The sequence below is a fragment of the Bradyrhizobium lablabi genome, assembly GCF_018129385.1.
In the GTDB taxonomy this organism is placed as follows: Bacteria; Pseudomonadota; Alphaproteobacteria; order Rhizobiales; family Xanthobacteraceae; genus Bradyrhizobium; species Bradyrhizobium lablabi_C.
Genome location: NZ_JAFCLN010000007.1, coordinates 148,136 through 166,365, shown reverse-complemented (window position 1 = coordinate 166,365; position 18,230 = coordinate 148,136). Strand labels below are relative to the sequence as shown.

The 18,230-nt window shown below is 63.1% G+C and carries 14 protein-coding genes; 7 read left to right on the top strand and 7 right to left on the bottom strand.

The features are described from left to right. Positions 1-64 precede the first annotated feature (64 nt). From kdpA to JQ628_RS16375, 5 genes are all read left to right on the top strand, one after another. Positions 65-1,768, top strand: a complete 1,704-nt coding sequence (gene kdpA / locus JQ628_RS16395) for a potassium-transporting ATPase subunit KdpA (protein WP_212223734.1) — start codon at positions 65-67, stop codon at positions 1,766-1,768. Between the two features lie 20 nt (positions 1,769-1,788). Then, a complete protein-coding gene (gene kdpB / locus JQ628_RS16390; RefSeq protein WP_212223733.1) occupies positions 1,789-3,903 on the top strand; it encodes a potassium-transporting ATPase subunit KdpB in 2,115 nt (704 codons plus the stop codon). Positions 3,904-4,008: 105 nt separating this feature from the next. Beyond that, positions 4,009-4,614 carry a K(+)-transporting ATPase subunit C gene (locus JQ628_RS16385; protein WP_212223732.1) on the top strand — a complete coding sequence of 202 codons (606 nt, stop codon included), beginning with the start codon at positions 4,009-4,011 and terminating at the stop codon, positions 4,612-4,614. A gap of 35 nt (positions 4,615-4,649) precedes the next feature. Continuing rightward, positions 4,650-7,364, top strand: coding sequence for a sensor histidine kinase (locus JQ628_RS16380; RefSeq protein WP_212223731.1), 2,715 nt, complete (start codon positions 4,650-4,652; stop codon positions 7,362-7,364). Then, a complete protein-coding gene (locus JQ628_RS16375; protein WP_212223730.1) occupies positions 7,361-8,050 on the top strand; it encodes a response regulator in 690 nt (229 codons plus the stop codon). Before JQ628_RS16380 ends, JQ628_RS16375 begins: the two co-directional genes overlap by 4 nt. On the opposite strand, the gene JQ628_RS34860 is transcribed toward JQ628_RS16375, so the two are convergent. Beyond that, positions 8,047-8,382 carry a hypothetical protein gene (locus JQ628_RS34860; RefSeq protein ID WP_349628069.1) on the bottom strand — a complete coding sequence of 112 codons (336 nt, stop codon included), beginning with the start codon at positions 8,380-8,382 and terminating at the stop codon, positions 8,047-8,049. The genes JQ628_RS16375 and JQ628_RS34860 overlap by 4 nt on opposite strands. Between JQ628_RS34860 and JQ628_RS16370 the strand changes: the two genes are divergently transcribed. Together JQ628_RS16370 and JQ628_RS16365 are read left to right on the top strand one after the other, a co-directional pair. Continuing rightward, positions 8,341-9,927 (top strand): cache domain-containing protein, encoded by a 1,587-nt coding sequence (locus JQ628_RS16370; protein ID WP_349628068.1) that lies wholly within the window; start codon positions 8,341-8,343, stop codon positions 9,925-9,927. The two genes, JQ628_RS34860 and JQ628_RS16370, sit on opposite strands and share 42 nt — an antisense overlap. A 162-nt stretch (positions 9,928-10,089) precedes the next feature. After that, positions 10,090-11,043, top strand: coding sequence for an ABC transporter substrate-binding protein (locus JQ628_RS16365; protein WP_212223725.1), 954 nt, complete (start codon positions 10,090-10,092; stop codon positions 11,041-11,043). A 13-nt stretch (positions 11,044-11,056) separates the two neighbouring features. Here JQ628_RS16365 and JQ628_RS16360 read toward each other — a convergent pair whose 3' ends face one another. The 6 genes from JQ628_RS16360 to JQ628_RS16335 form a co-directional block, all read right to left on the bottom strand. Then, a complete protein-coding gene (locus JQ628_RS16360) occupies positions 11,057-12,028 on the bottom strand; it encodes a hypothetical protein (protein WP_212223723.1) in 972 nt (323 codons plus the stop codon). 77 nt (positions 12,029-12,105) lie between these two features. After that, positions 12,106-13,440: a tetratricopeptide repeat protein gene (locus JQ628_RS16355; RefSeq protein ID WP_349628067.1), complete on the bottom strand. Its 1,335-nt coding sequence runs from the start codon at positions 13,438-13,440 to the stop codon at positions 12,106-12,108. Between the two features lie 131 nt (positions 13,441-13,571). After that, complete coding sequence (locus tag JQ628_RS16350) at positions 13,572-14,765, bottom strand: AAA family ATPase (RefSeq protein ID WP_212223706.1); 1,194 nt, start codon at positions 14,763-14,765, stop codon at positions 13,572-13,574. Beyond that, positions 14,762-15,388 (bottom strand): hypothetical protein, encoded by a 627-nt coding sequence (locus JQ628_RS16345; protein ID WP_212223705.1) that lies wholly within the window; start codon positions 15,386-15,388, stop codon positions 14,762-14,764. The genes JQ628_RS16350 and JQ628_RS16345 overlap by 4 nt, the downstream gene beginning before the upstream one ends. A 156-nt stretch (positions 15,389-15,544) precedes the next feature. Further along, complete coding sequence (locus tag JQ628_RS16340) at positions 15,545-17,152, bottom strand: AMP-binding protein (protein WP_212223704.1); 1,608 nt, start codon at positions 17,150-17,152, stop codon at positions 15,545-15,547. Between the two features lie 149 nt (positions 17,153-17,301). Beyond that, positions 17,302-18,186 (bottom strand): Ku protein, encoded by an 885-nt coding sequence (locus JQ628_RS16335; RefSeq protein WP_212223703.1) that lies wholly within the window; start codon positions 18,184-18,186, stop codon positions 17,302-17,304. Positions 18,187-18,230 lie beyond the last annotated feature (44 nt).

Sequence of the window (18,230 nt, the reverse complement as noted above, 5' to 3'; positions counted from 1 at the left end):
GCGGCGCTGTTTGGCCTGTTGGCCCTCCTCTTGCGTTCGAAGAAAATTCGAAAGGCCTGAACCCATGACCGCCATTGGCTGGATCCAAATCATTCTCTTCTGTGCGATCATCACCGCGCTGGTCAAACCGCTCGGCTGGTACATGACCAAAGTATTCAACGGCGAGCGCACTTTCCTGTCGCCGGTGCTGCGCCCGGTCGAGGGCGCCATATACTGGATTGGCGGCGTCGACGAGAAGCGCGAGCAGCACTGGCTGACCTATGCGGTCGCCATGCTGCTGTTCCATGTCGGCGCCTTCCTCATCATCTATGGCCTGATGCGGTTGCAGGCATTTCTGCCTTTCAATCCTGCTGAGCAGAGCGCGGTGGCGCCGGATCTTTCGTTCAATACAGCCATCTCGTTCCTGACGAATACCAACTGGCAGAATTACGGCGGCGAGAGCACGGTGTCCTATCTCGTGCAGATGCTCGGCCTGACCCACCAGAACTTCCTGTCGGCGGCGACCGGCATCGCGCTTGCCGTGGCGCTGATCCGGGGGTTCTCGCGTGCCTCGATGCGCACCATCGGCAATTTTTGGGTCGATGTGACGCGGGTGACTCTTTATGTCCTCCTGCCGATTTGTGTGATCGGAACTCTGGTGCTGGTGTGGCAGGGCGTACCGCAGACGCTCGGTCCCTATGTCGAAGCAACAACCTTGGAAGGCGCCAAGCAGACCATCGCGGTCGGTCCTGTCGCCTCGCAGATGATGATCAAGCATCTCGGCACCAATGGCGGCGGATTCTTCAACGCCAATGCCGCGCATCCGTTCGAAAGCCCGACGGCGCTTACGAATTACATCCATATGCTTTGTATCTTCATGCTCGGCGCGGCGCTGACCAACGTGTTCGGCCGGATGGTCGGCAACCAGCGTCAGGGCTGGGCGATCTTCGCCGTAATGGGCGTGTTGTTCATCGCTGGCGTCGCGGTCACCTACTGGGCTGAAGCTCACGGTACCTCCACCCTGAGCAGCCTGGGCCTGACCGGCGGCAATATGGAGGGTAAGGAAGTCCGCTTCGGCATCGTCGCGTCCTCGCTGTTCGCCGTCATCACGACAGCCGCCTCCTGCGGCGCGGTCAATGCCATGCATGACAGCTTCACGGCCCTCGGCGGCATGATCCCGCTGATCAACATGCAGCTCGGTGAAATCATCGTCGGCGGTGTCGGCGCCGGTCTCTACGGCATGCTGCTGTTCGTGATCCTGGCGATCTTCGTCGCCGGCCTGATGGTCGGACGCACGCCGGAATATGTCGGCAAGAAGATCGAGGCCCGCGAGGTCAAGATGGCGATGCTTGCCATCCTGGTGCTGCCGCTGATGTATCTCGGCTGGACCGCGGTCGCCGTCGTGTTCCCGCCGGCGGTTGCCTCGATGGCCAATGCCGGCCCGCACGGCTTCACCGAGGTGCTCTATGCCTTTACCTCGGCGACCGCCAACAACGGCTCGGCCTTCGCCGGCCTTACCGGCAATACCTTCTTCTACAACCTGACGCTTGCGGTCTCGATGTTCGTCGGCCGCTTCTTCATGATCGTGCCGGCGATGGCAATCGCAGGCTCGCTGGCGGCGAAGAAGTCGATTCCCGCATCGGTTGGCACCTTCCCGACCACGGGCGGCCTGTTCGTCGGCCTCGTCGTCGGCGTGATCCTGATCATCGGCGGCCTGACGTTCTTCCCGGCGCTGGCGCTCGGCCCGATCGTCGAGCACCTCGCGATGAACGCCAACACCGTGTTCTGATCGTATTCGGAGTAACCTCCATGGAAACCATGAAACTGCAAAAGAAAACGACCGCGTCGACGATGCTCGATCCGAAGATCGTCGTGCCCGCGATCTGGTCGTCTTTCACCAAGCTCGATCCGCGGCTGATGGCCAAGAACCCCGTGATGTTCGTGGTGGAGATCGTGGCCACGCTCACGACCGTCATCTTCATCCGCGATCTCGTCACCGGCGATGCCAATCTCGGCTTCACCCTCCAGATCATCCTCTGGCTCTGGTTCACGGTGCTGTTCGCCAATTTCGCGGAAGCGGTGGCGGAAGGCCGCGGCAAGGCGCAGGCGGAATCGCTGAAGAAGACCCGCACCGAGAGCCAGGCCAAGCTGTTGATGGATTTGACCAGCAACTATCGGCTCGTCCCGGGCACCAGCCTGAAGGTCGGCGATGTCGTGCTGGTCGAGGCCGGCGACAACATTCCTTCCGATGGCGAGGTGATCGAGGGCGTCGCTTCCGTGAACGAGGCCGCCATCACCGGTGAGTCCGCTCCCGTCATCCGCGAATCCGGCGGCGACCGCTCGGCGGTGACCGGCGGCACGCAGGTGCTGTCGGACTGGATCAAGGTGCGCATCACCGCCGCGCAGGGCTCGACCTTCATCGACCGCATGATCAAGTTGGTCGAGGGCGCCGAGCGGCAGAAGACGCCGAACGAGATCGCGCTCAATATCCTGCTGGCGGGCCTTACCATCATCTTCGTGTTCGCGACCGTGACGATTCCGAGCTACGCCAGCTATGCCGGCGGTTCGATCTCGGTCGTGGTCCTGGTGGCGCTGTTCGTGACGCTGATACCGACCACCATCGGCGCGCTGCTCTCGGCGATCGGCATCGCCGGCATGGATCGCCTGGTGCGCTTCAACGTGCTGGCGATGTCCGGCCGCGCGGTCGAGGCCGCGGGCGACGTCGATACGCTGCTGCTGGACAAGACCGGTACCATCACGCTCGGCAATCGCCAGGCGACGGCCTTCCGGCCCGTGCGGGGCGTCACCGAGCAGGAGCTGGCCGATGCGGCGCAGCTTGCTTCGCTGGCCGACGAGACGCCGGAGGGCCGTTCCATTGTCGTGCTGGCCAAGGAGAAGTACGGCATCCGCAGCCGCGACATGAACGAGCTGGCCGCGACCTTCGTGCCGTTCACGGCGCAAACCCGCATGAGCGGCATCGATGCCGGCAGTTCTTCGGTCCGCAAGGGCGCGGTGGAAGCGATCCTCAATTATATCGGCGGCGGCACGGCGCAGTCGCTGGCGAGCGGCAATGCCGTTCGTGCCATCCAGCCTTCAGTCACGTCAGACGCGGCCCGCGAGTTGCAGGTCATCGCCGACGAGATCGCGAAAGAGGGCGGCACGCCGCTTGCGGTTGCGAAGGACGGTCGCCTGCTCGGCGTCATCCAGCTCAAGGATATCGTCAAGGGCGGCATCCGCGAGCGCTTTGCCGAGCTGCGCCGCATGGGCATCCGCACCATCATGATCACCGGGGACAACCCGATGACCGCAGCCGCCATCGCGGCGGAAGCCGGCGTGGATGATTTCCTCGCCCAGGCCACGCCCGAAGACAAGCTGAAGCTGATCCGCGACGAGCAGGCCAAGGGCAAGCTGGTGGCGATGTGCGGCGACGGCACCAACGACGCGCCGGCGCTTGCGCAGGCCGACGTCGGGGTAGCCATGAACACCGGCACCCAGGCTGCGCGCGAAGCCGGCAATATGGTCGACCTCGACTCCAACCCGACCAAGCTGATCGAGGTGGTCGAGATCGGCAAGCAGCTCCTGATGACCCGCGGTGCGCTGACCACCTTCTCGATCGCCAACGACGTCGCAAAGTATTTTGCGATCATCCCGGCGATGTTCCTCGCGTTCTATCCGCAGCTTGGGGTGCTGAACATCATGAACCTGGCGAGCCCGCAGAGCGCGATCCTGTCGGCGATCATCTTCAACGCGCTTGTTATCATCGCGCTGATTCCGCTGGCGCTGAAGGGGGTGGCTTACCGCGCAATTGGCGCCGGTGCGCTGCTGCGCCGTAACCTGCTGATCTACGGCTTGGGAGGCATCATCATTCCCTTTATCGGCATCAAGGTAATCGACCTCGCCGTCGCCGCCTTGCACCTGGCTTAACCGTCATTGCGAGCACAGCGAAGCAATCCATGAGTATCCCCGCGAACAAAGTGTGGATTGCTTCGTCGCTTCGCTCCTCGCATTGACGACCGAAGGAGACTTGAAATGCTCAGAGAAATTCGCCCCGCGATCCTCGTCCTGCTCGTGCTCACGCTGATCACCGGCCTTGCCTATCCGCTCGCGATGACCGGCATCGCCGGCGTTCTCTTCCCGGGCCAGGCGCAAGGCAGCCTGATCGAAAAGGACGGCAAGGTGATCGGCTCGGCGCTGATCGGGCAGGAGTTCAAGGAGGACAAATATTTCCATGGCCGTCCGTCGGCGACCCTCGCACCCGATCCGGCCAACTCCAGCAAGACCGTGTCCGCGCCCTATAACGCGGCCAATTCGGGCGGCTCCAATCTCGGCCCAACCAGCAAGGCGCTGGCCGACCGTCTCAAGGAGGACGTCGAGAAGCTGAAGGCCGAGAATCCCAATGCGCCGGTGCCGGTCGACCTCGTCACCACCTCGGGCAGCGGGCTCGATCCCGACATCTCGCCGGAAGCCGCGCTATTCCAGGTGCCGCGCGTCGCCAAGGCGCGCAACCTGCCGGAGGACCGCGTCCGCCAGCTCGTGACAGACAACACCAAGGGCCGCCTCGGCGGGCTGTTGGGCGAGCCGCGCGTCAACGTCCTGGCGCTCAACCTCGCGCTCGATACCGCAACGGCCAGGTAGCCTAGGCTTGGGCCATGGGGTAACTATATTACGGCATGGCCAATGAGCGCCGAGACACAGACCTGCGTCCCTCGCCGGAAGCGCTGCTGGAAGCGGCCCGGCGAGAGGACGGCCGCACCGGCAAGCTGAAGATCTTTGTCGGGGCCGCGCCCGGCGTCGGCAAGACCTACGAAATGCTTCAGAACGCGCAGGCCAAGCTCAAGGCCGGCGTCGATGTGGTGGTGGGCGTGGTCGAGACCCATGGGCGCGCCGAGACCGAAGCGCTGCTCAGGGGCCTCGAGGTCGTCCCCCGCAAGCGGATCGTTTACCGCGACCAGACCCTTGAGGAGATGGACATCGACGCGCTGATCGCGCGCCGCCCGCAGCTCGCTTTGGTCGACGAACTCGCCCACACCAACGCGCCGGGCTCCCGTCATCCCAAGCGCTACCTCGATGTTGAAGAGCTGTTGTCGCACGGCATCGACGTCTACACCGCCGTCAATATCCAGCACATCGAAAGCCTCAACGACGTCGTCGCGCAGATCACGCATGTGCGGGTGCGCGAGACGGTGCCGGATTCGGTGTTCGACCGCGCCGATGCCATCGAGCTGATCGACCTCACGCCCGATGACCTGATCCAGCGGCTGAAGGACGGCAAGGTCTATGTCCCGAAGCAGGCCGAGCGCGCGCTGGAACACTATTTCTCGCCGGGCAATCTCACCGCGCTGCGCGAGCTGGCGCTGCGGCGCACCGCCGAGCGCGTTGACGAGCAGCTCCTCAACCACATGCAGGCCAATGCGATCGCCGGCCCCTGGGCGGCGGGCGAGCGCATCCTGGTCTGCGTCAGCGAAGATCCACGTGCCGCCGGGCTCGTGCGTTACACCAAGCGCCTCGCCGACCGCCTGCATGCACCGTGGACCGCGATTGCAATCGACACGCGCCGTAGCCTGCAACTCACCGACGAGGAGCGCGACCGCCTGGCCGATACCATGCGCCTTGCCGAGGCGCTCGGCGGCGAGGCCATCTCGATCCCCGGTGTCGGCCGCCGTATCGCCGACGACGTGCTCAATTTTGCGCATGCCAACAACGTGACGCACATCATCATCGGAAAATCCACCCGCTCGCGCTGGTTCGAGCTGACGCGCGGCTCTGTCGTATATGAGCTTGTGCGGAGCGCCGGCAATATCAGCGTGCATGTGATTGCCGGCGAGGAACCGCCGGCCAGCAAACCCGAGGTGCGCGCCGCCGCGCGGAGCGAGCCGTTCAATCCGCGGCCTTATCTGATGGCGCTGCTGCTGGTCGCGATCGGTCTGGGCACGGCCGCGCTGATTCAGCCGGTGTTCGGGACCGAGAACGTCGATCTGGTCTTCCTCACGGCCGTGATCGTCGTCGCATCCCGATATGGTTTGTGGCCGTCGCTGCTGGCCAGCCTTGCGGCCTCGCTGTGCTACAATTTCTTCTTCCTGGCGCCGGTCTATACCTTCACCATTACCGATCCGACCAACATTGCCGCCTTTTTCTTCTTCATGTTGATCGCCTTCCTGGTTTCCAACATCGCAGCACGCGTGCGCCTGCAAGCCGATACCGCGATCGGGCGGGTACGTACGACGGAATCGCTCTATGCGTTCAGCCGCAAGCTGGCTGGCACGGCGACCCTGGACGACGTGTTGTGGGCGACCGCCTACCAGATCGCGCTGATGCTGAAGGTGAGGGTGGTGCTGCTGCTCCCGGACAACGGCGTGCTGACGGTTATGACGGGCTATCCGCCCGAAGATCAGCTCGATCAGGCGGACCTGGCCGCTGCGAGCTGGGCCTGGAGCAATGATCGTCCCGCCGGTCGCGGCGCGGATACATTGCCCGGCGCAAAGCGCCTGTTCCTGCCGATGCGGACCGGGCGCGGCCTGACCGGCGTGATCGGCATCGACGACGACCGGACCGGGCCGCTGCTGACGCCGGACCAGCGGCGCCTGCTGGACGCGCTGGTCGATCAGGGCGCGCTCGCGATCGAGCGCGTGCTGCTGGTGGAGGATATGGACCGCGTCAAACGCACGGTGGAATCCGACCGGCTGCGCGGCGCGCTGCTCACGTCGATCTCGCACGATCTCAAGACGCCGCTGGCTTCCGTGCTCGGCGCGGCCGGCACCTTGCGCGACCTCGGCGGCGGCTTGAGCGATGCCGAGAAGCGCGAACTGCTCGCGACCGTGATCGAGGAATCCGAACGGCTCAACCGCTTCATTGCCAATCTGCTCGACATGACAAAACTGGAATCCGGCGCCATCGTGCCCAACACTGCGCGGCATGACATCGGCGAGATCGTCGGCAGCGCGCTGCGGCGCGCCAGCAAGATTCTGGTGCATCACAAGGTTTCGCTGCAACTGGCGGCTGACTTGCCGATGCTCGAGCTGGACGCCGTCCTGTTCGAGCAGGTGCTGTTCAATCTGCTCGACAATGCGGCAAAATATGCACCCCGTGACACCACGATATCGATCCGGGGTGGGCGCGAGGCTGATGCGATCACGCTGCAAATCATGGATGAAGGCAGCGGCATTCCACCTGACGAGCTCGACAGCGTGTTCGACAAGTTCTATCGCGCGCAGAAGGGCGATCACGTCCGTCCGGGCACCGGCCTCGGGCTCGCGATCTCGCGCGGCTTTGTCGAGGCGATGCATGGCACGATTTCGGCCGGTAACCGCACCGACCGCAGCGGCGCAGTGATGACCATTCGCCTGCCGGTGCCGGCCGGGGCAGACAAGCTGGATACCGCCGCATGAACGCCAGCGCCATCAAGGTCCTTGTCATCGACGACGAGCCGCCGATCCGCAAATTGCTGCGGATGGGATTGAGCACGCAGGGCTACGACATCATCGAAGCCTCCAACGGCAAGATCGGACTGGAGAAGCTGGCCGAGAGCCCCGCGCTGATCATCCTCGATCTCGGCCTGCCCGACATCCAGGGCCACGATCTCCTGCGCATGATCCGCGGCCGCAACGAGAACGTGCCGATCGTGGTGCTGTCGAGCCGCGGCGACGAGGCCGGGAAGGTGCAGGCGCTCGACCTCGGCGCCGACGATTACCTGACTAAACCGTTCGGGATGGACGAATTGCTGGCGCGGATGCGCGCGGCGCTCAGGCATCAATTGCAGGTGCAGGGCGAGCGGCCGGTTTTTCGCACCGGCGATCTCTCGGTCGATCTGGTGCGCCGCATCGTCAAGGTCGGCGAGAAGGAGATCAAGCTGTCGCCGAAGGAATACGACCTGCTGCGCGTGCTGGTGCAGCACGCCGGCAAGGTCTTGACCCACCGCTTCCTGCTCAGGGAGTTGTGGGACGAACTGACCGACGCGCAATACCTGCGCGTCTATGTCCGCCAGCTCCGCCAGAAGATCGAAGCCGATCCGGAGCGTCCGCAATTCGTGCTGACCGAGACAGGGATCGGCTATCGCCTGCGCGCGGCGGATTAGGGCGCCTTCCGCAACGGTTCGGCAAACGGCTCAAAGCCCTGGAAAAGGGCTGCATGCTTCGGAATATGTGACAACGAGCGCCGCTGGGCCTGCGAAGCAGGTGCTATAGTGCGTCCCTGTACTATTCTGATTGAACAAGCACCAGAAGCATGATTGCCCAAGAACGCTTTCGCGGCCTTTTCCAGAAATACCTGCTCGCGCTGTTCATGGCTGTCGCGATTCCGCTCGTCATCAACGGCGCCATCGAAGCCTGGTTCGGCTATCGCGACCAGCGCGCCCGGGTCGACCAGTTGCTTGGCGTTCAGGCGACGGCCGCTGCCGCCGAAATCCATGATTTTATCTATGGCATCACCAACCAGCTCGGTTGGCTGGTCCAGGTTTCGTGGACCGACGAGCCGGACGAGCGGCGGCGGACCGACGCGTTACGCCTGTTTCGGCAGGCGCCCGCCATCGTCAGTCTGACGCTGCTTGACAATAATGGCCTGGAGCGTCTCTACGTCTCGCGAATCGGTCTCAACCGGATTGAAAGCCGCGCAGACTGGTCGACCGATCGTGCGCTGGTGGGGGCCCGAGCCACCCAGATCTGGTTCAGCACCGTAAGCTACCATCGAGGCTCCGAGCCATACCTGACGGTTGCGATCGTGGGTAATCGCCAGGCGGTTGGCGCAGTCGTCGCCGAGGTCAATCTCAAGCTGATTTGGGATGTGATATCGTCAATCAAGGTCGGAAAGACCGGCATTGCCTTCGTGCTGGACCAGCCGGGCCGCCTGATTGCCCATCCCGATATCAGCCTCGTCCTCCGCGGGGCGGAAGAAGCAACCTCCGGACCGTTCCGTACCATACGAGACGCGATCGGCCCGGAAGGCGGCTTCGCAACCAGCCGGGATGCACAGGGACGCGCCGTTGCCGCCAGCGCGGCTCCGGTACCGGGTCCCGATTGGACCGTCGTGGTGGAGCAGCCGCTATCCGAAGCTTACGCGCCGATCTATGCGGCGTTATCGCGGACCGCAACGCTGCTCTTGATCAGCACCATATTCGCAGGGTTTCTCGCCTATGCATTGGCGCACCGAATGACGGATCCGATCAAGCTCCTCGAGGAGGGGACGGAACGGATCGGCGCCGGCTCCTTCGACCACCGCATTTCGATCCAGACCGGCGATGAGTTTCAGCGTCTTGCAAACAGCTTTAACAGGATGGCTGGTGAGCTGGCGCTCGCGCAGCAGCACCAGGAACGCATCGCGAAGCTCAAGCGATTCCTCGCGCCCCAGGTGGCCGATCTTGTCGATCGAACCGGCGACGACAGCGTGCTGGACGGCCGCCGTACCGACGTCGTCGTTGTGTTCTGCGATCTGCGAGGTTTTACCGCATTTTCCGCAGGCGTTGCCCCCGAGGAAGTCATGAGCGTGCTCTCGGAGTATTATGAGGCGCTTGGCAGGGTCATTGCGCAGTTTGAAGCAACGCTCATCAGCTTCTCCGGGGACGGCCTGATGGTGCTGGTGAACGCACCTGTCCCGGTCGAACAACCGGCCTTGCGAGCCGTCGATCTCGCCATCGAAATGCAGAAGATCGTGCAAGGACTCATCGCCGGCTGGCGATCGCGCGGCTACCACGTTGGTTTCGGAATAGGTCTCGCCGAAGGACCGGCAACTGTCGGCCGGATCGGCTACGAGGACCGGCTCGACTACACCGCCATCGGCAGCGTTGTGAATCTCGCCGCGCGCCTGTGCGCATCTGCCGCAGACCGGGAAATCCTGATCGACGCCGAAGTCGCCGCAAGCGTCAGGGGCAAGCGGCTACTGGATGATCTTGGAGGCCGTCAAATCAAGGGTTTTGATGAAGCCATTCCGGTATTCGGAATTTCCTTCAATGCGTCTTAGCTGATGCCGCATCTGGCACAATCCGCTGGCGACGGGTGGAGCATCATGGGATATGCTCCGATCGACAACGGATGGCAGCCGGTTGATTGAAGGATGAGACGCGCTAACCACACCGCAGCAGCGCCCCACGGAGGCGTCAGGCGGCGTGACGTCCTCTTGCTGATGACAGGCGCCGCCGCCTGGACGACCTCTGCGTATGCGCAGAAGCCGTCGATGCCGGTCATTGGCTATCTTGGCCCGGAAACACCGGAGCTGTTTGACAGCCGGCTGAGGGCTTTCCACCAGGGACTTCGCGAAGCCGGTTTTGTCGAAGGGCGCAATGTTGCGATCGAATATCAATGGGCCCGTGGGCAGTACGCCCGGCTACCGGCCCTCGCGACCGAACTGGTCGCTCGCAATGTGGATCTGGTTGTTGCGTCCGGCGGCGCTCAAGTCGCACTTGCCGCGAAAGCTTCCGGCACCTCCAAGACGATCATCTTCGAGATGGGCGGCGACCCCGTCCAACTCGGCGTGGTGGACAGCCTGTCGCGGCCGGGTGGCAACATCACGGGAGTTTCGAGCCTGAGCGTCGACGTGTCGCCGAAGCGGCTCGAACTGATGCATGAGCTGCTGCCGGCGGCAAGCAAATTGGCTGTCGTCGCCAACCCCACGAGCCCCACCGCCAATTCACAATTGCAGAAACTTCGCTCCGCAGCCGAAACGCTGGGGGTCCAGCTACAGACATTGAATGCGAGCAAGGAAGAGGAGTTTGAGTCTGTGGTCTCTTCGGTGACCCAGCAGTTGGCGGGTGGACTTGTCTTCACCTCCGACCCCTATTTTGCATTTCGCAGCCGGCGGCTGGCCGATCTTGCCATGAAGTATCGCGTACCCGCGATCACCCAAACGCGGGATTTCCCCATGGCCGGCGGCTTGATGAGCTATGGCGGAGATTTCATGCAATCGCACCGCCGCGCGGGCATCTATGCCGGACGGGTTCTCAGGGGCGAAAAGCCGTCCGATCTTCCGGTCCAACTGGTCACCAAGGTGGAACTCGTCATCAACCTGAAGACGGCCAAATTCCTCGGCCACGAGTTTTCGCCTGCGCTCGTCAGCGGCGCGGACGAGGTGATCGAGTAGACGATGGCGTACGCTATGGGGACGTGCGGCGTCGGCAGAGGGCAACCATTACCTTCGCGAAGAGCATGAAGATCAACGTCAGGCCGATGAGGTACATGATGAAGATCATCACGAAAGCCTGCACGTTCTGGGCGAAGATGATCTCCCCTACGAATGGATTTTTAGCGAACGTCACCGCAAGGGGATTTTTCTTGGCGAACAGCACGGTTTGAACGAGCGATCCGGCGATCGATGCAATCAAACCGCCCAGCAACAGGCGCTTGAGGTTGAACTCGACCTTCGGAAACGCAACCGTAAACCACGCGATGGCAATGCAGGTGCCGGCCGCAAGCATGAAAAACGGGTGTCCGAACGTGCTGCCCGTCTGGCTGAAGATAAAGAGGACGATTGTCGAGACGATCCGGGCCGTCAGGTCTGTCCGCCCGTCTAGAGGCTCGACGGTGGTCTCCTCGGCGAACGCGCCCGCACGGGGCCGCCTCAACGGAGCCCCTGCCAGAAATGCGCATCCAGCGCCCACGACCGCCCCGATCACCAGAAGCGGCCACTGGCCGGAGAGAAACCTCACCGACTCCCAGAACGAAAAGGTCAGCAGTTGACCTTGAACTCCGAGCAGCATCCGCAGCGTCATTTCGGTTCGGTGGTACCATATGAAGCCGTTATGCTCAGCCCAGCAGGCGATCATCACGCCAACCAGGACGGCAATGCATCCGGCAATCGCCATTGACAGCACGCTCCAGCGGGTCCGTTGCCGAGTGAGGCGAGCCAGCACGACCGAGGCGAAGAAGGCGGTTGTCAATACCGGCACATACCAGGCCATCCAGCCGGCTTTCCGTGAGTCTCCCAGGCCCGTCCAGCTTCGCGGCTGCTCGAACAGGGATAGCGCCGGGGGAAACTCCAGCGGTATTTGAAAGACGTTGAACCAAACGTGCAGCGTCGCAAGCATCGCAACGGCGCTTAGCGCGGCGATGGCGACCCAACGCATCATGGGCGTCGGAATTGCCGGAGCAGTAGCTCCGCCTGAAGATGCGGCCAACAGCGGTGCCGTGCGTCTACCAAACGTCGTCAAGGCTTCACCGTCTCGGAAGGTCGCGTCAACCGCAACGTCGGAGCGCTTGTCCGCGGCGTGTACTCGGCGAGGAATTCCGGGGGCGGATCCTCCGATGTCTGAAGCGCCTTGGCGCGTGCGAGGTCGGCTTCATTGAGATTTTGGACCACCCTCGCGACGTCCTTGGATATGTCGGCGCCGCCCATAGCCATGAAGCAGTTCGCGGCGCGCACGAGGTCTTGCGGAGCGCCAACCCCCGTCTCATAAGCACGGCAGAGAGGGGCGCGAGCCGAGCGATTGCCAAGACGAAGGGCCATGCGGAAATGCTCGAGCCCCCGCGCGGGATCACGCAAGGCGGGCGGAGCAGCCTCGCTCAGGAGGCGGCCGAGCACCAGTTGACTCAGCGCGCGCTCTTCCTTCGATGTGGAAGTCCGTGCAACAGTGTCGAGCACCCGCAAGGCATCTCTCGTGGCGTCGAGATCGCCGGTGATGCCTTTGCCGGTCAGTACCGCGCCCAACCCGAGCGCGGCACGGGACAGTCCTTGATCAGCTGCCTGCCGGAACAGCGCAATTGCCTTCTCGGAATCTGCTTCAACGCCGGCGCCCTGATAATACAAATGTGCCAGTTCGAGCTGCGCCAGCGCGTCGCCGCGACGAGCTGCGTCATGCCAGTAGGCGATCGCGGCTGACAGGTTGGGTTTGCCGTTGAAACCCCTCGCTTCGCCCATGCCGAGCAGGCGCATGGCCTCGGGATCGTGGAAGGCCGCACCCCGCTGCCACCACAACATGGCCTCCGAAGCCAGTTGCGTATTCGTCACGTTCACGGTCCGGCCCGAGCCGTCCAGCGTCACGCGATCCGAATAGGGAAGCTCTCCACGCTCATCCAGAGCCAGCAGCCGGTACAAGACCAGTCCATTCAGCGTGAACGCAGGCGCAAACGCCTTCTGGGTCGCCTGGCGCAGCAGGCGCTGCGCCGTGATCGCCTGGTCCTTGCTTGGATAGTTGAGGGTCGCGACGGCTTTTGCATAAGCGATGGCCGGGTCGGTTTCGGCAGCCGTTTGCAGGACGTCGAGTGCGTCGCTCGGCCGGCCGGCCAGCAGTTTGGAGCGCGCGTCCTTCAACACGGCCGCCGTTGCCGCGGGCATCTTCTCGATGATAGCGACCGGGATAGTCGGCGGCTTCAAGCCGTCAATGACCTCATGGCCGGGGCCGCTTGTCGCCGTCGTGAACGACTTGCCGCTGCCCGCCCTGATCTCGGAGATCGGGCGGTCCAGTCCGCGAGTGAGCGATTTGATGGCAGCATCGACGGGACGCCAGGCCGCCTTAAAATCACCGCTGAACGTCAGGATCACCACGCCAGCGAAGGCGAGGTCGATCAGTCCCCGAAGCAACAGGTTGCTCCGGTAGAGGCTGACGGCGTGAGAGAAGAACGACGGCCGCCTGTTGTCCGCCGGAAGCATCGCCTGCACGGGCGGGGCTGCCATCAGCCGACCTCTGCGCTGCGCTCGGCGGTGGCCAAAAAGCTTGCGATCTCGACGCGAACGTTCTGCCCTTCCGCAAACAGGCGAATGCTCCTTGCGCCGTTTTCCCGTGCTTCGAGCAGGCCGTCGGTGACCTGGCGTTCGATCGCACGGGCGATGTCGCGCACGCCGCCATCGGATTGTTTTTGCATTGCTTCAATTGCGCGCAGCAGGATCGCCGGGTCGATTCCACCGTCTTCGATCAGAAGAGCGTATTGCTTGCAAAGGCTTTCGGTTTCCAGCGCGACTACACGCGCAATATCGAGGCCGCTTAGCGGCTTGAAGGCAAACACAGTGTCGATGCGCGATAATACTTCGGGCGCGAACTGGGCATCCGACAGGGCGCGCTTGATCAGGCGGTCCGCCTCGACCGGATCGCTTTCATGTTCCTTGGCGATTTCTCCGATACGACGCGACGCCGCATTGGTCGTCATGATGAAGATAGCTTCCGTCGTGGAGACGCGCGCACCGTCGCTGGTTTCGGTCACGAAGCCGTCATTCCAGGCCGTCAGGAAGCGCTTGTGCACATCTGGATGAGCCTTCTCGAACTCGTCCAGCAGCACGATGCAATTCGGAGTATCGCGCAAGGCGGCAGTGAGTGAGCCATAACTCGTAGAGCCGACATAGCCCCGGGCCTGGCCGAACAGACTGGCTGCGGCATGCGACTGTCCGAACTGGCTCATGTCGAAGAAATGCAGATGGCCTTTGTCACCGTACAATTCGTCAGCAAGAACCTTGGCAAGATGGGTTTTGCCGACGCCGGGCGGACCCGCGAGGCAAAAGACCGCGACCGGCTTGTCGGAACGTTGCGCCGCAAGCCGACGCCGCAATTGCACCGCGATCGAATCAATCGCGGCGTTCTGGCCGATGACGCGCGATTTGAGCCGACTGGCAAGAAGCCCGGCGTCGATCGTGACGAGCTTTCGCGAGCGGGCTCCGTAGGACGCCTCGAGCGAAGCCTTGTTGGTGAGCCTGTCCAGAACATCCATGATCCACCTCGGGAGGTAACGGCCTGTGTAAGAGATGATGATGAGAGCGAGGATTGCGCTCAACGCGGTTGCAAGAAGGGCCAGCGTGGGGCTGGTCTTCGCCAGCATCGCCATGAAGGCTATGCTGAAGAGGATTGACATCAGCGGACCGAGCGGCATCGCCATCATAGCGCTGGTATCTCCAACGTTTGACCGACGGCTAGCCGCGGCAACGGCAGGTTGCCGGTGATGGTACGGACTCCCAGCGTTATGCCGCCGTAGCCGTCGCGCACTGCCCTGATGGTGACGTTGCCGCCCGGATGAAGCGGAAGAAAGAAGGTTGCCGGCTTGTGCATAATCGTCACCCGCTGGCTGAAGCCGGCGGCGCTGATCTCGACGATGTCCCCGTCCTCATCCATCGTGTCCCATACCGTCACGGCGGCGAGGCGAACCGAGCCGTCGGCGAGCTTTTCGGCGAGGCGCTGCTTCTCCGCTTCCGACATCTTCAATTGGACCAGCACGCTCCCGGGCGATTGCTGGAAGTTGGAGGCAAGCACCGTGAAAGCACCGTGCGCCTTGTCGGCGGGAATGGTGAGCACGGCCTCTTTGGTGAGATCGCGCGAATCATTGTCGGCGCCGGGCTTCAGCTCGCTGAGCAAATGGTAAGCCGTGAATGCCGCGATCAGCACGGTCGCGCCAGCCGCGAGTGCGGAGGGCCGCAGCAGCTGCTGCGGGCCGAGCAGTTGCGGTTCAGTCGGCGATTGGCTGCGGGCCGAGGAATGCGCAGCGAGAGGACGTGTATCGTTGCTCATGCGCAACCGATACGACGATCCCTTAAAGAAATGATGGGGCGCGCATCGACAGGTAGTTTGAATGGTTAACTACAATCTAGTCAAATATATCAAATGCAACCTAGCCCGGGACGCCGATCGGCTGCGAGAGGTCAAACGGCGCGAATGCACGCCTACCTAGATCGCGATCATTTCGCCCTTGGTCCAGGCTTCCCGCAGCTTGAACTTCTGGATCTTGCCCGATCCGGTCAGTGGAAAGGCGTCCACGATGAACCAGTGCTTTGGCGTCTTGTGCGGTGCGAGCGCGGTGCGCATGTAGTCGATCAGCTCTTCCTTGTCGATCGAGGCGCCCGGCGCCGGGCGGACGAAGGCCGCGACTTCTTCGCCCCATCGCTCATGGGGCACGCCGATGACGGCGACCTCGCCGACCTTGGGGTGCTTGAACAGCAATTCTTCCAGTTCGCGCGGATAGATGTTCTCGCCGCCGCGGATGATCATGTCCTTCAATCGGCCCTCGACGGTGCAGAAGCCGCGCTCGTCCATGGCGCAGAGGTCGCCGGTGTGCAGCCAGCCATCCTTGTCGATGGCGGCGGCGGTCGCCTCGGGCATCTCGAAATAGCCGAGCATCACGTGATAGCCGCGGGTGCAGAACTCGCCGATGGTGCCGACCGGCACGGTCTCGCCGGTGTTGGGATCGATGATTTTGGTCTCCATGTTGGGCAGCGGCAGGCCGATCGTGCCGGCCTTGTCCTCGACGCTGTCATCGGTACGGGTTTGCGCCGCCACCGGCGAGCATTCGGTCTGGCCGAACACGATGGTGAAGGGCGCACCCAGCTTTTCCTCCAGCCGCCGCACCAGCGGCGCCGGCACGGTAGAGCCGCCGGAGCAGATCGCCTTGATGTGGGAGAGGTCGGTGGACGGAAAATTCGGGTGCTCCAGCATCGCAATCAGCATGGTGGGAACGCCGAGCATGGCATTGCCGCGGTAGGTTCCGATCATCTCGAGCACCAGCGCGGGATCGAACGCTTCGATCAACACTTGCGTTACCGCTTTCGAGACCGCGCCGAGCACGCAACAGACACAGCCGCCGGTATGAAACAGCGGCATGGTGACGATGAAGACGTCGCCGGGATCGACCCCCATCCGGTCGGCGGTGTCCGCGCCGTTATTGAGCAGCCCGCGGTGGCGCAGCAGGGCGCCCTTCGGAAAGCCTGTCGTGCCCGAGGTATACTGGATCATGACGGGATCGTCGGGGCTGACCGGGGGAAGCTCGATGTTCTCGTCGTCGCCGGCGGCGATGAAGGAATCCCAGTCGTCGAAGCAGATAACCTCGCGCAGCTCGGGGCAGTTTTGTTTCACTGCCTGCACCGTCTCCAGCATCGGATTGCCTCGAAAATTGTTGACCACGAAGATGCCGGCCGCGCGCGACTGCTTCAGCACGTATTGCACCTCGTTGGCGCGGAAGGCCGGGTTCACGGTGACCAGCACTACCCCCGCCATGCCGGCGCCGAACTCCAGCATCACCCATTCCGGCAGGTTTTGCGCCCACACCGCAATGCGCTCGCCCTTCCTGAAGCGCGTCAGCAGCGCGCGGGCGGTGCGCTCAGCCTCTCTGTAGAACTGCGCGTAGGTCCATTGCCGCCGTTGTGCCGGGTCCGGAACGCCCGCGATCAGGGCGAGGCGGTCGGGCGCGGATTCCGCCGCCTGGCGCAACAGGTCGCCGAACGTCATTTCCCTTACCGCAGGCGTGGTGGGTCCTGCGACATACGACATCGTCAAAGCCATTTCGTCCTCCCGGCCGCTCTTGTGTTCAGGCGGTCCTCGGAACGCAAAATGCCTTCGGGGCGATATCAATGCAAGCGGCGGTCGAGGGGTATTGAACACCTCAGAAGACGCTCACAAGAGGTGGTGAACGGTCTGCCACCCGTGAGTGACTAGCTCGCCTTGCGGTGCCGCGCCGCCGAACGATGCGCCTTTCGCGCCGGGCGACGACGCTGCGGGGCGCGGCGGGCGGTGGAGCGGCCGCGTTTGGCCGCGGCCTTCCTGCCTTTCAGGCTCTGCTTCAGCGCATCCATCAGGCTAACGACATTGTCCGGCTTCTCCTCCCGCTCGACGGTCTTCGGCGGCTTGCCGGAGGCCTTGCGGCGGACCAGTGCCTTCAGCGCGGTCTCGTATTCGTCCTTGAATTTCGAGGGATCGAAATGGGCGGCCTTGGTGTCGAGGATGTGCCCGGCAAGCTCGATCATGTCTTTCGATATTTTAGGGCTCTTGATGTCGTCGAAATAGTCGGTCTCGTCGCGCAGCTCGTAGGGGTAGCGCAGCGTGGTGCCGAGCAGGCCCTTGCCAAGCGGTTCGATCGCGATCACGTGCTCGCGGTTGGTCAGCACGATCCGCGCCAGCGCGGTGCGATCCTGGTCTTTCATGGCGTCGCGGATCACCGCAAAGGCATCCATCCCGGCCTTGCCGTCGGGGACGATATAGTAGGGCCGGTCGAGATAGCGCTTGTCGATCTCCTCCTTCGGCACAAAGCTGTCGATCTCGATGGTGTGGTTGCTCTCGATCTGGACCGCCTCCAGCTCCTCCCTCTCGACCTCGACATACTCGCCCTTCCGCAGTTCATAGCCGCGGCCCTTCTGATCGCTTTCCACGACGTCGCCGGTCTCGGCGTCGACCATCTGCTGCTTCAGCCGGTTGCCCGTCTCCTTGTTGATCATGTGAAAGCGGGTTTTCTCGACCGCTGTTGAAGCGGGATAGAGCGCCACCGGACATGTCACGAGCGACAGCTTGAGGGAGCCTTTCCAATAGGCGCGGGGAGCCATGACCAATCTCCAGTAAGGGCTGCGGTTTGGAACTTGAACGGCTG